The organism is Streptococcus mitis, from assembly GCF_003942995.1.
GTDB lineage: Bacteria > Bacillota > Bacilli > Lactobacillales > Streptococcaceae > Streptococcus > Streptococcus mitis_CV.
The window spans coordinates 116,457-130,267 of record NZ_RJOH01000002.1 but is presented as its reverse complement, the minus strand read 5'-3'; the positions used below and the strand labels follow the sequence as shown (position 1 = coordinate 130,267).

The window sequence follows — 13,811 nt, the reverse complement described above, 5'->3', positions numbered from 1 at the left end:
TAAAGTAGGTTGACAGATGGATACGATTGAAAATCTCATTATTGCGATTGTGAAACCCTTGATTTCACAACCAGATGCCTTAACTATCAAGATTGAAGATACACCAGAGTTTTTGGAATATCATTTGGATCTTGATCAAAGCGATGTGGGTCGTGTAATCGGTCGTAAGGGTCGCACTATTTCTGCGATAAGAACGATTGTCTACTCTGTCCCAACTGAAGACAAAAAAGTAAGAATCGTTATTGACGAAAAATAAGAAGGGCGGGACGAATGTCTCGCTTTTTTTGCAAGGAGAAAGAATGAGAGATTTAACAGTTAGACAACTAGAAGAATATTTACTTGACCATTACCGACAATCTAGAACAGAAGAAGGGCTTTTTATTAAGCTAGTAGAAGAAGTCGGAGAAGTTGCTGAGGTTTTAAATGGACGCTCTGGTCGAAAAGAAGGAGTTCAAGATTCGAACGAGGAACTAGCAAAAGAACTGGCTGATATCATTCACTACACCGTCGCAATCGCAGCCATCAACCATATTGACCTTACCAAGACTATCTTTGAGAAAGATAAGACTGCAGCCATTAAGTACCAACATGAGCGTGATTTGGAAGGATTTTTGAAGGGGAAGTAAAGGTATTGTCCTCTTCCTCCAACTTGAGAAAATCCTTGGAACATGATAAAATAAAGAATAAGGATTTTTAATAATTCATTATATAGAATGAGTGGATTTCTTTATGAAGAGGTTTGAAGTATCTACAGAAATTGGTAGTCTCTCTGTTACTTATCAAAAGCAAAAGAAAATGCTAGTTTGTTTAAGTGGCGCAGGTTTGCTAGCAAGTTATGAAAATTTTTCACTTATACTTGAAAAACTTCCTCCTACAATTGGTTATTTGACAATTGATTTTCCGAACACAGGTAGGAGTCCGGTTCATGACCAAGCTGGAAAAAATCTAGATAATCTTGCAGATGCGGTTTATGAAGTACTTGAAGAATTAGGGATTTCTGAATATATACTTTGTGTACATAGTTTGAGTGGAATTTTAGCTTGTAAATTGCTCAACAAACCAATTAAGTGTCAGGCTTTAGTAGCAATGGAACCGACAACTAAAAAAGTCATGTTTGCTGATTTTTCAGAAAATCCTTATCCAGAAATGGAAGAGCAGATGAGGCTGATTGACGAGTATGGTCCTGAACTTTATTTTAAGAACTTAACTCAAGCAACATTTAGCCCTGAAATTAATAAAGAAATCTGGGAAATAATGCAAGAAAAAGGCTCAGAATTGGAAAATCAAGATCCAGGATTTCAGATATCTGGAGAGATTACTGAGGAAGATTTTGAGAATGTATCTATAGAATCTTATATCCCTGTGTTTATTTTTTGTCAGGCTTATAGAGAAAAAGAGTACAGAGAATCAGAATATTGGACTTCCAATACTAAACTCATTTTAGGAGGGAATAACCATTATTTACAATGGTCAGAATCAGAAAAAATTGCGACTATTATTCGAGAATTGTCAGAATAAGATGGAAAGAAGGAGACTATAGGAGACAAGATGAACTACTTTAATGTTGGGAAAATCGTCAATACGCAGGGGTTGCAGGGTGAGATGCGAGTCTTGTCTGTGACGGATTTTGCAGAAGAACGGTTTAAAAAAGGGGCTGAGCTTGCTTTGTTTGATGAAAAAGATCAGTTTGTCCAAACGGTGACCATTGCTAGCCACCGTAAGCATAAGAATTTTGATATTATCAAATTCAAAGACATGTACCATATCAATGCTATCGAAAAGTACAAGGGATACAGTCTCAAGGTTGCTGAGGAAGATTTGAATGACCTAGACGATGGTGAATTTTATTATCACGAGATTATCGGTTTGGAAGTCTATGAGGGTGATAACTTGATTGGAACCATCAAGGAAATCCTGCAACCAGGTGCCAACGATGTCTGGGTGGTCAAGCGGAAAGGCAAGCGTGATTTGTTATTGCCTTATATCCCACCAGTGGTTCTCAATGTCGATATTCCAAATAACCGCGTCGATGTAGAAATCTTAGAAGGGTTAGACGATGAAGATTGATATTTTAACCCTCTTTCCAGAGATGTTTTCTCCACTGGAGCACTCAATTGTTGGAAAGGCTCGAGAAAAAGGGCTCTTGGATATCCAGTATCATAATTTTCGAGAAAATGCTGAAAAGGCCCGCCATGTAGACGATGAGCCCTACGGAGGTGGTCAGGGGATGTTGCTACGAGCACAACCTATTTTCGATGCCTTTGACGCTATTGAAAAGAAAAATCCGCGCGTTATTCTCCTCGATCCAGCTGGAAAGCAGTTTGATCAGGCTTATGCTGAGGATTTGTCCAAAGAAGAGGAACTGATATTTATCTGTGGTCACTACGAGGGTTATGATGAGCGTATTAAGACCTTGGTGACAGATGAGATTTCCCTGGGCGACTATGTCTTGACTGGTGGAGAGTTGGCGGCTATGACCATGATTGATGCGACGGTTCGCCTGATTCCAGAAGTGATTGGCAAGGAGTCCAGCCACCAAGATGATAGTTTTTCTTCTGGCCTTCTTGAATATCCTCAGTACACACGTCCCTATGATTATCGAGGTATGGTTGTCCCAGATGTACTGATGAGCGGGCACCATGAAAAGATTCGTCAGTGGCGATTGTACGAGAGTTTAAAGAAAACCTACGAGCGCAGACCGGATTTGCTTGAACATTATCAACTGACAGCAGAAGAAGAAAAAATGCTGGCAGAAATCAAAGAAAACAAAGAATAAAGGAGAAACCTATGCAAGTAATCAAACGTGATGGTGAAATTGCTGAATTTAATCCAGATAAGATTTACCAAGCTATCTTAAAAGCAGCTCAGACTGTCTATGTATTGACAGATGATTTGCGTCAAAACCTTGCACAAGTCACTAAGAAAGTGGTTTTGGATTTGGAAGAAGCCAAGGTGGAACGTGCTACAATTAGCATGATTCAGTCTATGGTTGAACATCGTTTACTGGGTGCAGGTTACATTACCATTGCAGAACACTACATTTCCTATCGTCTACAACGTGACTTGGAAAGAAGTGGTTATGGAGATCATATCGCGGTTCATTTACATTTTGAACAAATTCGCTAAGAAAAAGAGTGGGATGAAGCAACTACATCTCACTCTTTCTTAAATCTATTTTTTTGGGCTGTTTGGACAGTTGAAGGGACAAATCGCAGGCGTTGAATATCGCTTATACGGATAATACGGGTCACATTTTTGGCAAAATTTTTCACGATAATTTGCTGGCGTTGTTGATCGTATTTGATGATATCACCTGTAAAGCTTGTCTCAGACAAGATAAGGTGAACAGCGGTTTGTTTCTGGATAGCCTCTTCAATAGTAGCTGTAAGGGAGTTGCTTTCAGTATGGTCTGGTTGGTCATGTCCATTTAAAAAGTCATGTATTTTATCTAGAACTTGCTGGAATTTATGTCTCATAGTGGCCTCCCTTCTTTTATATCAATATTATATAAAATTTTCCTTAAATCTACAAGATTTTACGAATAAACTAATGAAAGCTAAAAAAGGAGAAGAAAATGGCAGAATTTACATTTGAAATCGAAGAGCATTTGTTGACTCTTTCTGAAAACGAAAAAGGTTGGACAAAGGAAATCAACCGTGTGAGCTTTAATGGTGCTCCTGCAAAGTTTGATATTCGTGCTTGGAGCCCAGATCATACTAAAATGGGCAAAGGGATTACTCTCTCCAATGAAGAATTTCAAACGATGGTGGATGCCTTTAAAGGCAATTAAGTTTTCAAAATGAAAGAAAAGGATATTGAGTCATGACAACTCGATATCCTTTTTAGTTAGGAAAGTAAGCTTGATTTTTAAGGCGTTGAAGTAGAGGACGACTAATCAAACTAATAGCTAGAAGTTTACCAAGGTCTGGAATGATAAAGGGAATGACCCCCACAACAAGAGCTTTTTCAAATGCCATTCCAGCTAGAAAATGCAAGCTGAGAATCCCACCGACAAAGACAAGGGCATCACCCAAGAGGTTTGCAAGAAAAATCTTGATAATACCACTCTTGCTGTTAGTTAGAGAGGAAGTAACTCCAGAGTAAACGAGATAAAACCAAAGATAACCTGCAGTAGGACCAACCAACGCCTGCAATCCAGCTCCACCTCCTGCAAAGACAGGAAGACCGATAGCACCTAGAAGAAGATAGAGTCCGACAGAAAGTACAGCCTCTCTCGGTCTAAAGACAGTAGCAATCAAGCCGATTGCAAAGTTTTGCAGAGTGAAGGGGACGGGTCCAATTGGAAGACTGATTTGTGCCAAAACAGCAATGAGAGCAGCCCCAATAGCAGGGATGGCATAAACGTGAGTTTTTTTCAAAATAGTTAACCTCTTTTCTGATGTATAGTAACTATTATACTCGTGGAGTAATTATTGTCAACCAATTTTTAAAACAAGGTAACAAAAACTGTAACGGCCGATTTTGCTTACTGGTTAAGTTGGATAATTGTTTTGTTGATTCGAAAACATCAAAAAAGAAGCAGACACATTTGTATCAGCTTCTTTTGTTTCGATTAACGCATAGTTACAAATTCTTCAGATGCAGTTGGGTGAATCGCCACAGTTGCATCAAAGTCAGCCTTGGTTGCTCCCATTTTGATAGCAACAGCAAATCCTTGGATCATTTCATCAACACCGTAGCCAATTCCATGAAGTCCGACAACTTTTTCTTCTGAACCTGCTGTGATCAATTTGAAACGTGTTTCTTGACGGTTGTCAGTGCAAGCAGAGTACATAGACGTAAAGCTTGATTTGTAAACCTTGATTTGGTCTTGACCGTATTCTTTAATAGCTTGCTCTTCTGTCAAACCAACCGTTCCGATAGCAGGGTGTGAAAAGACAACAGTTGGAATAGTTGTGTAGTCCATTTTTGCAGTTGTTTTGCCGTTAAAGAGACGTTCAGATAAAGTACGTCCAGCCTTGATAGCAACTGGAGTCAGTTCTTTTTCGCCTGTTACATCACCTAAAGCGTAGATTCCCTCAACAACAGTATTTTGGTATTCATCTACTTGGATAAAGCCACGTTCATTCAGAGTCACTCCAGCTTTTTCAAGTTGCAAGCCCTTAACGTTTGGACGGCGACCTGTAGCCCAGATAACTTGGCTAGCTGTGTGACTAGTACCATCTTCGAAATGAATGGTAATGCCCTCAGCAGTTTTTTCTAACTTGGCAGGGACTTTGTGAGTATGAAGTGGTAAGTTTGTTCTTTCCATTTCCTTGACCAAACCTTCAACGATGTAAGAATCAAAACCACGTAAAGGACGATCACGACGAACAAAGAGGTCTGTCTTGACACCAAAAGTGTGGAGTACGCCAGCCAATTCAACGGCAATATAACCAGCGCCTAGAATAGCAACTGACTCTGGCAATTCTTCCCAAGCAAATACATCATCAGAAGAGCCACCTAGCTCAGCACCAGGAATATTTGGAATACTTGGATGGGCACCAGTAGCGATCACGATATGTTTAGCACGGATCAGTTCACCATTTACGCTGACAGTATGAGAATCTACAAATTCAGCATGACCTTCAATCAAGTCTACACCGTTGCGTTTAAAACTGCCATCATAAGAAGAACGAGCGCGATCAATGTAGGCTTCACGATTGCGACGTAGGGTTGCAAAGTCAAAGTTAAGATCAGTAGTCTTAAAGCCGTAGTCTTTTCCAAATTGATGGAAAGTCTCAGCGATTTGTGCCCCGTACCACATGATTTTTTTGGGAACACAGCCGACGTTGACGCAGGTTCCACCTAGTTTCTTTTCCTCAATAACGGCCGCTTTGGCTCCGTGTTCACCAGCACGATTCATGGTAGCAATTCCTCCGCTACCTCCACCGATAGCAATGATATCGTATTCTCTCATTGTAAACTCCTTTGTACTCTTTGAAATAGTAGAGTGTCATTTTTTGATAGTCATATTCTATCTTTTTTTTTATCTGATTGCAAAAATCTGCTACGTTCAAAAAAATTAAAGAAAAGGCTTGCAAAAAGGAAAAATAAAGTGTATTATATAACTAGTACAATGGTAATAAAAATAGATTCCGAACAATAATCAAATCCTGAAATGTCATTATTTCGTTCTGAACTGTTATTGTTTATATTTGCTAATTTTTATATAATATTGTTAAGGACTTTAAATCAAAAAGGAGTTTCATTATGAAGAAGAATCGTAAAGCTAAAAAGTGGCAATTGTATGCAGCAATCGGTGCTGCCAGTGTAGTTGTATTAGGTGCAGGGGGGATTTTGCTCTTTAGACAACCATCTCAGACCGCTGTAAAAGAAGAGCCTACTCATCTTGTTGTTGCCAAGGAAGGAAGCGTGGCATCCTCTGTTTTATTGTCAGGGACAGTAACAGCAAAAAATGAACAGTATGTTTATTTTGATGCTAGTAAGGGAGATTTAGATGAAATCCTTGTTTCTGTGGGTGATAAAGTCAGTGAAGGACAGGCTTTAGTCAAGTACAGTAGTTCAGAAGCCCAGGCGGCCTATGATTCAGCGAGTCGAGCAGTAGCTAAGGCAGACCGTCATATCAACGAACTCAACCAAGCACGCAATGAAGCCGCTTCAGCTCCGGCTCCACAGTTGCCAACACCAGCAGGAGGCGAAGGAACTGCAGTGCAAACTCCAGCTCCAGTCGCAGGAAATTCAGTTTCATCTATTGATGCACAACTAGGTGATGCCCGTGATGCCCGTGCAGATGCAGCTGCGCAATTAAGCAAGGCTCAAAGTCAGTTGGATGCAATGACGGTTCTCAGTACCCTAGAAGGAACTGTGGTCGAAGTCAATCGTAACGTTTCCAAATCTCCAACAGGAGCTAGCCAAGTGGTCGTTCATGTCGTAAGTAATGAAAACTTACAAGTTAAGGGGGAATTATCTGAATACAACCTTGCCAACCTATCTGTAGGACAAGAAGTAACCTTCACTTCTAAAGTGTACCAAGATAAGAGCTGGACTGGTAAGATTAGCTACATTTCTGACTACCCTAAAAACAATGGTGAAGCAGCAAGTGCAGCGGCTACCGCAGCAGCTGGTAATTCTGGATCCAAATATCCATATACCATTGATGTTACAAGTGAAATCGGTGACTTGAAACAAGGATTTTCAGTAAGCGTTGAGGTCAAGAATAAGAGTAAAGCCATTTTGGTTCCTCTAACAAGTGTTGTGACTGAAAATGATAAGAACTATGTCTGGGTGCTTGACGAGCAGAAAAAGGCCAAGAAAGTGGAAGTTGGTTTGGGCAATGCTGATGCAGACAACCAAGAAATCACATCAGGTCTGACAAATGGAGTCAAGGTCATCAGTAACCCAACGTCTTCTCTAGAGGAAGGAAAAGAGGTGAAGGCTGATGAAGCAACTAATTAGTCTAAAAAATATCTGCAGAAGCTACCGTAACGGTGACCAAGAACTGCAGGTTCTCAAAAACATCAACCTAGAAGTGAATGAGGGTGAGTTTGTTGCCATTATGGGACCATCTGGTTCTGGTAAGTCTACTCTCATGAATACGATTGGGATGTTGGATACACCAACTAGTGGAGAATATTATCTTGAAGGCCAAGAAGTAGCTGGACTGGGTGAAAAACAACTAGCCAAGGTCCGCAACCAACAAATCGGATTTGTCTTTCAGCAGTTCTTTCTTCTATCCAAACTTAATGCTTTGCAAAACGTAGAATTGCCCTTGATTTATGCAGGAGTTTCATCTTCAAAACGTCGCAAGTTAGCTGAGGAGTATCTGGATAAGGTTGAATTGACAGAACGCAGTCACCATTTGCCTTCAGAATTATCTGGTGGTCAAAAGCAACGTGTGGCTATTGCGCGTGCCTTGGTGAACAATCCTTCTATTATCCTAGCAGACGAACCGACAGGAGCCTTGGATACCAAAACAGGGAACCAAATTATGCAATTATTAGTTGAACTGAATAATGAAGGAAAAACCATTATCATGGTAACGCATGAGCCTGAAATCGCAGCTTATGCCAAACGCCAGATTGTCATTCGAGATGGAGTTATTTCATCTGATAGTGCTCAGTTAGAGAAGGAGGAAGACTAAGATGCAGAATCTGAAATTTGCCTTTTCATCTATCATGGCCCACAAGATGCGCTCTTTTCTCACTATGATTGGGATTATCATTGGTGTTTCATCTGTTGTTGTGATTATGGCTCTGGGAGATTCCATGTCTCGTCAGATCAATAAAAATATGACCAAGTCACAGAAGAATATTCATGTCTTTTTCTCGCCTATCAAAAGCAAAGATGGTTCTTTTACCCAAAAGCAATCAGCTTTGACAGTCTCTGGTAAAGAAGAGGAAGTCCATGTTGAACCGCCAAAACCTCAAGAAGCTTGGGTCAAGGAGGCGGCCAAACTTAAGGGTGTAGATAGTTACTATGTAACCAACTCGACAAATACCACCTTGTCTTATAAAGATAAAAAGGTTGAGCGCGCTAGCTTGACAGGTGGAAATATTACTTACATGAAGGCGGTTGAAAATGAAATTGTTGCAGGTCGTAGTCTTATAGCTCAGGATTATAAAGATGTGGCCAGTGTCATTTTGCTAGACCAAGAACTTGCTAATAGTTTGTTTGGATCTGCTCAAGAAGCTGTTAACAAGATTATAGATGTTGGTGGCTTTAGCTATCGTGTTATTGGTGTTTATACTAGCGATGAGGCCAAGGCTGTCAAGACATTTGGTATTGGTGGACTTCCCATTACGACTAATATTTCTCTTGCCAATAACTTCAATATGGATGAAATTTCTGATATTGTTTTCCGAGTTAATGATACCAGTTTGACACCAACTGTAGGACCAGAATTAGCTAGAAAAATGACCGAAATTGCTAGTCTTCAACAAGGAGAGTATCAGGTGGCAGATGCGACTGCAGCCTTCCAAGAAGTACAACAACTTTTTGGATTTATAACTACGATTATTAGTGCCATCGCAGGAATTTCTCTCTTTGTTGGAGGAACTGGTGTGATGAACATTATGCTTGTTTCGGTGACGGAGCGTACGCGTGAGATTGGTCTCCGTAAGGCTTTGGGCGCGACACGTGCTAATATTTTAATTCAGTTTTTGATTGAATCCATGATTTTGACCTTGCTTGGCGGAGTCATTGGTTTGACAATTGCGACAGGCTTAACCGCTATAGCTGGTCTACTCTTGCAAGGATTGATAGCTGGTATAGAAGTAGGAGTATCGATCCCAGTTGCCCTATTTAGTCTTGCAGTTTCGGCTAGTGTTGGTATGATTTTTGGGGTCTTGCCAGCCAATAAGGCATCGAAACTTGATCCAATCGAAGCCCTTCGTTATGAATAAGATCAACAAGATGGACATTTGTCTATCTTGTTTTTGTATGGATTTCCCTATCTAAATTCATTAAAAATGTGATATAATGAAGTGTTAGAAAAACAGGTTTCATTTGCCTGGAAAGGAAAAATTATGTCTGAAAAGAATTTTTATATTACAACGCCGATTTACTATCCATCTGGTAAACTTCATATCGGTTCTGCCTACACAACTATCGCATGTGATGTCTTAGCACGTTACAAACGCCTGATGGGCTACGATGTCTTTTATCTGACAGGTCTTGATGAGCATGGTCAAAAGATTCAACAAAAAGCAGAAGAAGCTGGCATTACACCTCAAGCCTATGTTGATGGGATGGCAGTTGGAGTCAAAGAACTCTGGCAATTACTCGATATCTCATACGATAAATTTATCCGTACAACGGATGATTACCATGAAAAAGTAGTGGCTCAAGTATTTGAGCGCTTGCTTGCTCAAGATGATATCTATTTGGGTGAATACTCTGGTTGGTATTCAGTCTCAGATGAGGAGTTCTTTACAGAAAGCCAGCTTGCAGAAGTTTTCCGTGACGAAGCTGGAAATGTAACTGGTGGTATTGCTCCATCAGGTCACGAGGTTGAATGGGTATCTGAAGAATCATATTTCCTTCGCCTTAGCAAATACCAAGATCGTTTGGTCGAATTTTTCAAGTCCCATCCTGAATTTATCACTCCAGATGGTCGTCTGAATGAAATGCTTCGCAACTTCATCGAGCCAGGTTTGGAAGATTTGGCTGTTTCTCGTACAACCTTTACATGGGGTGTGCCTGTCCCATCAAATCCTAAACACGTTGTCTACGTTTGGATTGATGCCCTTCTTAACTATGCGACAGCTCTTGGCTACGGTCAAGATGAACATGGTAACTTTGACAAGTTCTGGAATGGAACAGTCTTCCACATGGTAGGAAAAGACATCCTTCGATTCCACTCAATCTACTGGCCAATCCTTCTTATGATGCTCGATATCAAATTGCCAGATCGTCTGATTGCCCATGGTTGGTTTGTCATGAAAGACGGCAAAATGTCTAAGTCTAAAGGAAATGTCGTTTACCCTGAAATGTTGGTAGAGCGTTATGGACTAGATCCGCTTCGTTACTATCTCATGCGTAGCCTTCCAGTTGGTTCAGACGGAACCTTCACTCCAGAAGACTATGTAGGCCGTATCAACTATGAATTGGCCAATGACCTTGGAAACCTCCTTAACCGTACGGTTTCTATGATTAATAAATACTTTGACGGGCAAGTCCCTGCCTATGTAGAAGGTGTAACAGAGTTTGACCATGCTCTTGCTGACGTCGCAGAACAATCAATCGCTGACTACCACACCTACATGGGAGCAGTTGACTACCCACGTGCACTTGAAGCAGTCTGGACCCTTATCTCACGTACTAATAAATACATAGACGAGACAGCTCCGTGGGTCTTGGCAAAAGATGAAGCACTCCGCGACCAATTGGCAAGTGTTATGAGCCACTTGGCAGCCAGCCTTCGTGTCGTTGCTCACTTGATTGAGCCATTTATGATGGAAACCAGTCGTGCAGTCTTGAATCAACTTGGCTTGGAAGAAGTAGCGAGCCTTGAAAACCTGAACTTGGCTGATTTCCCTGCAGGTGTGACTGTAGTTGCTAAGGGAACACCGATTTTCCCACGTCTGGATATGGAAGAAGAAATCGCCTATATCAAGGAACAAATGGAAGGTAACAAACCAGCAGTCGAAAAAGAGTGGAACCCAGATGAAGTTGAACTCAAACTAAACAAGGAAGAAATCAAGTTTGAAGACTTTGACAAGGTCGAAATCCGTGTCGCAGAAGTCAAAGAAGTGTCTAAAGTAGAAGGTTCAGATAAGTTGCTTCAATTCCGCTTGGATGCTGGCGATGGTGAAGATCGTCAAATCCTCTCAGGAATTGCAAAATACTATCCAAACGAACAAGAATTGGTCGGCAAGAAAGTTCAAATCGTTGCCAATCTCAAACCACGCAAGATGATGAAAAAATATGTCAGCCAAGGTATGATCCTCTCAGCTGAACATGATGGACAATTAACCCTTCTCACAGTTGATCCAGCTGTACCAAATGGAAGTGTGATTGGGTAAAAAGAGACAGAACTAGTTCAGGCTAGTTCTGTTTTTTATTTAACTATTATGCTTTACAAACTAGTGTGAAAGTGGTATATTATAGATGAAGTTACTAGTAGGTATTACAAAATAGATTAGAAGGGAGAAGGGATGAAAGAAACTCAACTATTAAAAGGTGTTCTTGAAGGTTGTGTCTTGGATATGATTGGTCAAAAAGAGCGGTATGGTTATGAGTTGGTTCAGACTCTACGAGAGGCTGGATTTGACACTATAGTTCCAGGAACTATTTATCCTTTGTTGCAAAAGTTAGAAAAAAATCAATGGATAAGAGGCGACATGCGTCCGTCGCCAGATGGTCCAGATCGAAAGTATTTTTCGTTAACTAAAGAAGGAGAAGAGCGTGTCTCAGTCTTTTGGCAACAATGGGACGATTTGAGTCAAAAAGTAGAAGGAATTAAGAATGGAGGGTAAACCATGACGAAAATGAAGTATTATGAAGAAACAAGCGCTTTGTTGCATGAGTTTTCTGAGGAGAATCAAAAGTATTTTGAGGAGCTGTGGGATAGTTTTAATCTTGCTGGATTTCTCTATGATGAGGACTATCTCAGAGAGCAGATTTATTTGATGATGTTAGATTTCTCAGAAGCAGAACGAGATGGCATGAGTGCAGAGGATTATTTAGGTAAGAATCCTAAAAAAATAATGAAAGAGATTCTCAAGGAAGCACCACGCAGTTCTATCAAGGAGTCCCTTTTGACGCCAATTTTTGTCCTAGCGATATTACGTTACTATCATCTACTGGGTGATTTTTCTAAAGGTCCTCTCTTAACAGTCAATTTGCTTACTTTTTTAGGGCAACTTCTTCTTTTTCTGATTGGATTTGCTCTTGTGGCCACAATCTTACGTTGGGGCTTAGTCCAAGATTCTCCTAAAATGAAAATTAGCACCTATATTATCGTTGGGATTCTTGTTCTGCTAGTCGTTCTAGGATATGTAGGAATGGGAAGTTTCATACAAGAAGGAGCCTTTTATCTTCCTGCTCCCTGGGATAGTTTATCTGTATTTACGATTTCGCTGGTCATCAGTATTTGGAATTGGAAAGAACCGATTTTTCGTCCCTTTGTCAGTATGATTGTTGCCCATCTTATTGTAGGTTCTCTGCTCCGTTACTATGAGTGGATGGGCATTTCAAATGTTTTCCTTACAAAAATCCTTCCTTTAGCTGTCCTCTTTATTGGAATCTTTGCCTTGTTCCGTGGGTTTAAGAAGATAAAATGGAGTGAAATATAGTCAAAAAGCCGTTGCAAAGCGGTTTTTTGTTATAATGAAGGGAAGAATGTTAGAAATTTAAGGAGAAAAATTTGATGAGATACATAACTCTTGGTCAAGATGACAAAGAATTATCAGAAATTGTTCTCGGAATGATGAGAATAGAAGATAAGTCTGTAAAAGAAGTTGAAGAGCTTGTAGAAACAGCACTTTCTGTTGGAATTAATGCTTTCGACTTGGCTGATATATATGGTCGTGGTCGTTGTGAAGAACTGTTAGGTCTTGTCCTAAAAAATCGTCCAGATTTAAGAGAAGAGATGTGGATTCAGTCAAAATGTGGCATTCGCATTGAAGAATTTACCTATTTTGATTTTTCTAAGGACTATATTATAAAATCAGTTGACGGAATTTTGCAAAGATTGAAGATTGATCATCTAGATAGCTTGCTCCTTCATCGACCAGATGCTTTGATGGAATCTGACCAAGTAGCAGAAGCCTTTGATTTCCTTTATAAACAAGGTAAGGTCCGAGATTTTGGAGTTTCTAATCAAAATCCTATGATGATGGAGTTGCTTAAAAAAGATGTCAAGCAGCCGTTAGCTGTTAATCAGTTACAATTGAGTGCGGCTTTTACTCCAGGATTCGAATCAGGTTTTCATGTTAATATGGAAGATAGTCAAGCAGCTATGCGAGATGGCAGCATTTTTGAATATTGCAAATTACATGATGTGGTCATTCAAGCATGGTCTGTCTTACAATTTGGGTATTTTAAAGGGAATTTTGTTGGAAATGAGAAATTTCAAGCTTTAAATCAAGTACTTGATCGTTTAGCTATTAAATATGGAGTAACCTCTTCAACTATTGCCATTTCTTGGATATTGCGTTATCCAGCAAAAATGCAGGCAGTCGTAGGTACAACAAATCCTAAGCACTTGAGAGAAGTTAGCCAAGCGGCAAACTTTAGCTTAACAAGAAAAGAATGGTATGAAATTTATCTAGCTGCAGGGAATAATTTGCCGTAAGTAGAAGCAGATGTAAATAAATCACAGTCAAAAAGCCGTTTTAAAGCGGTTT

Annotated in this window: 17 protein-coding genes; 14 read left to right on the top strand and 3 right to left on the bottom strand. The window is 40.1% G+C overall.

What is annotated here, in order from left to right; translation table 11 throughout:
- Window positions 1-16 precede the first annotated feature (16 nt).
- The 6 genes from kphA to D8836_RS02055 all read left to right on the top strand — a co-directional run bounded on the left by kphA (window position 17) and on the right by D8836_RS02055 (window position 3,126).
- Window positions 17-256: an RNA-binding protein KphA gene (gene kphA / locus D8836_RS02080; RefSeq protein WP_000379617.1), complete on the top strand. Its 240-nt coding sequence runs from the start codon at window positions 17-19 to the stop codon at window positions 254-256.
- A 43-nt stretch (window positions 257-299) separates the two neighbouring features.
- On the top strand, window positions 300-626 hold the full coding sequence (locus D8836_RS02075) for a MazG nucleotide pyrophosphohydrolase domain-containing protein (protein WP_125393004.1): 327 nt from the start codon (window positions 300-302) through the stop codon (window positions 624-626).
- A gap of 103 nt (window positions 627-729) precedes the next feature.
- The gene (locus D8836_RS02070; protein WP_125393003.1) at window positions 730-1,518 is read left to right on the top strand and encodes an alpha/beta fold hydrolase; all 789 of its coding nucleotides are present in this window, start codon (window positions 730-732) and stop codon (window positions 1,516-1,518) included.
- A 30-nt stretch (window positions 1,519-1,548) separates the two neighbouring features.
- Window positions 1,549-2,067 (top strand): ribosome maturation factor RimM, encoded by a 519-nt coding sequence (gene rimM / locus D8836_RS02065; RefSeq protein ID WP_125393002.1) that lies wholly within the window; start codon window positions 1,549-1,551, stop codon window positions 2,065-2,067.
- Window positions 2,057-2,776: a tRNA (guanosine(37)-N1)-methyltransferase TrmD gene (gene trmD, locus D8836_RS02060; protein ID WP_125393001.1), complete on the top strand. Its 720-nt coding sequence runs from the start codon at window positions 2,057-2,059 to the stop codon at window positions 2,774-2,776. Before rimM ends, trmD begins: the two co-directional genes overlap by 11 nt.
- Window positions 2,777-2,787: 11 nt before the next feature.
- Window positions 2,788-3,126, top strand: coding sequence for an ATP cone domain-containing protein (locus D8836_RS02055; protein WP_001196040.1), 339 nt, complete (start codon window positions 2,788-2,790; stop codon window positions 3,124-3,126).
- 29 nt (window positions 3,127-3,155) lie between these two features.
- Here the strand turns inward: D8836_RS02055 and D8836_RS02050 are convergent, their stop codons facing one another.
- Window positions 3,156-3,476, bottom strand: a complete 321-nt coding sequence (locus D8836_RS02050) for a hypothetical protein (protein ID WP_084926479.1) — start codon at window positions 3,474-3,476, stop codon at window positions 3,156-3,158.
- Window positions 3,477-3,574: 98 nt separating this feature from the next.
- On the opposite strand from D8836_RS02050, the gene D8836_RS02045 reads away from it, so the two are divergent.
- On the top strand, window positions 3,575-3,790 hold the full coding sequence (locus tag D8836_RS02045; protein ID WP_000807422.1) for a YdbC family protein: 216 nt from the start codon (window positions 3,575-3,577) through the stop codon (window positions 3,788-3,790).
- A gap of 52 nt (window positions 3,791-3,842) precedes the next feature.
- On the opposite strand, the gene D8836_RS02040 is transcribed toward D8836_RS02045, so the two are convergent.
- Window positions 3,843-4,379: a biotin transporter BioY gene (locus tag D8836_RS02040; RefSeq protein WP_125393000.1), complete on the bottom strand. Its 537-nt coding sequence runs from the start codon at window positions 4,377-4,379 to the stop codon at window positions 3,843-3,845.
- Between the two features lie 194 nt (window positions 4,380-4,573).
- Entirely contained in the window at window positions 4,574-5,920 is a 1,347-nt protein-coding gene (gene gor / locus D8836_RS02035) for a glutathione-disulfide reductase (protein ID WP_125392999.1), read from the bottom strand.
- Window positions 5,921-6,210: 290 nt separating this feature from the next.
- Between gor and D8836_RS02030 the strand changes: the two genes are divergently transcribed.
- The 7 genes from D8836_RS02030 (at window position 6,211) to D8836_RS02000 (ending at window position 13,759) form a co-directional block, all read left to right on the top strand.
- Entirely contained in the window at window positions 6,211-7,419 is a 1,209-nt protein-coding gene (locus tag D8836_RS02030) for an efflux RND transporter periplasmic adaptor subunit (RefSeq protein ID WP_185761582.1), read from the top strand.
- Complete coding sequence (locus D8836_RS02025; protein ID WP_125392997.1) at window positions 7,403-8,104, top strand: ABC transporter ATP-binding protein; 702 nt, start codon at window positions 7,403-7,405, stop codon at window positions 8,102-8,104. Before D8836_RS02030 ends, D8836_RS02025 begins: the two co-directional genes overlap by 17 nt.
- 1 nt (window position 8,105) lies before the next feature.
- Complete coding sequence (locus tag D8836_RS02020; protein ID WP_125392996.1) at window positions 8,106-9,365, top strand: ABC transporter permease; 1,260 nt, start codon at window positions 8,106-8,108, stop codon at window positions 9,363-9,365.
- A 123-nt stretch (window positions 9,366-9,488) separates the two neighbouring features.
- The gene (metG, locus tag D8836_RS02015) at window positions 9,489-11,486 is read left to right on the top strand and encodes a methionine--tRNA ligase (protein ID WP_125392995.1); all 1,998 of its coding nucleotides are present in this window, start codon (window positions 9,489-9,491) and stop codon (window positions 11,484-11,486) included.
- 132 nt (window positions 11,487-11,618) lie between these two features.
- On the top strand, window positions 11,619-11,939 hold the full coding sequence (locus tag D8836_RS02010; protein ID WP_000665422.1) for a PadR family transcriptional regulator: 321 nt from the start codon (window positions 11,619-11,621) through the stop codon (window positions 11,937-11,939).
- 3 nt (window positions 11,940-11,942) lie between these two features.
- A complete protein-coding gene (locus D8836_RS02005) occupies window positions 11,943-12,758 on the top strand; it encodes a hypothetical protein (RefSeq protein ID WP_125392994.1) in 816 nt (271 codons plus the stop codon).
- Window positions 12,759-12,832: 74 nt separating this feature from the next.
- Window positions 12,833-13,759, top strand: coding sequence for an aldo/keto reductase (locus D8836_RS02000; RefSeq protein WP_125392993.1), 927 nt, complete (start codon window positions 12,833-12,835; stop codon window positions 13,757-13,759).
- Window positions 13,760-13,811: the final 52 nt, after the last annotated feature.